1 protein-coding gene is annotated in these 1,270 nt (G+C 66.1%); it reads right to left on the bottom strand.

Annotated elements, in window-relative coordinates; genetic code table 11:
- Positions 1-59: 59 nt before the first annotated feature.
- Entirely contained in the window at positions 60-1,166 is a 1,107-nt protein-coding gene (locus tag FJ956_RS30385) for an IS481 family transposase (protein WP_140684998.1), read from the bottom strand.
- Between the last annotated feature and the right edge of the window lie 104 nt (positions 1,167-1,270).

Here is a 1,270-nt window from a genome sequence, read left to right as displayed (position 1 = left end):
TGTATGGACTGGGGACATCGCGAACAGGTGTGCGAAGACATCGCGAACAGTTTCCCATGCTAGCGCTGGAACTGGTTGAGGTCGATGGTTTGGATCTTCTGGTGTCGGAAGAAGACATCGAAGACGCCGTCGATTTCGGTCGGCCTGAAGGCGACGACCTTGCCGGCGACGGCGTTGCAGATCTTGAAGGCACGCCCGAACAGCGAGGTCGCTCCCTTCTGCTGGATTTTGCGCAGGAGGTCGCCGGCGGCGTAGTCGAAGGGCGCCACGGTCTCGCAGAAGTTGCGGCCGGAGGGCCGGTAGCGGTCGAGCGGCACAGCGCCGGCAAGGCCGTCGTGCGGGCGCTTGGTGTTGTAGAGATGGCGCCAGCTGTCGAAGGCGCTCTGGGCGTGCTGGAGGCTCTCGAAGGGCGGCCCCTGCAGCGCCTCGGCCTTGAGGGAGCGGTGGAAGCGCTCGTCCTTGCCCAGCGTCTGGGGATGGTAGGGCCGGGAATGACTGATGGCCACGCCCACCTCGATCAGCCAGACGCCGAGCACGGTGAGGTTGTTGCGGCCGCCGTCGCCCCAGGGCGGGCCGTTGTCGATGGCGATGCGCCGCGGCAGGCCATAGCGCCGGAACGCCGTGATCAGCCGCGTCTTGACGGTCTCGGTCGTCTCGTCGGAGCAGGCCTCCAGGGCCAGCGAGAAGCGCGAATGGTCGTCGAGCACGGTGAGCGGATGCAGCCGTCCCTGGCGCAGTGGCACATGGCCCTTGAAGTCCATCTGCCACAGATCGTTGGGAGCTTCGTGCTCGAAGCGGATGAAGGGCTGAGCGCCGCCGCCCAACGCACCCAGATCGACGCCGTTGCGCCGCAAGATGCCGCTCACCGTCGAAGGAGCAATGGCGCCGATGCCGTCGCGCTCGAGCACGCCAGCGATCTTGCGCCCACCCCAGGCCGGGCATTCCTTCCGCAGCGACACAACCGCTGCTTCCAGCGACGGCGGGCTGCGCCGCGGGCTCGACTTTGGCCGCCGCGAACGCTCCGCCAGCCCGGCTACGCCTTCCGCACGAAACCGCGCGATCAATTTGTGCCCGCAGGTTCGTCCGATCCCGAAGCGACGGCACAGCGCGCTCACATTCGCCTCTGGCGCCAGCGCCAGTCTTACAAACTCTTCCTTCTGGCTCATCACGCTCCTGGCCTCGAATGGCACCACGAACCTCCCCGCGCAAAACGCACGAAACTGTTCGCGATGTCTTCGCACACCTGTTCGCGATGTCCCCAGTCCATACA

The sequence above is a fragment of the Mesorhizobium sp. B2-4-3 genome (assembly GCF_006442815.1).
Taxonomy (GTDB): domain Bacteria; phylum Pseudomonadota; class Alphaproteobacteria; order Rhizobiales; family Rhizobiaceae; genus Mesorhizobium.
This window is presented reverse-complemented; position numbering and strand designations above follow the sequence as displayed.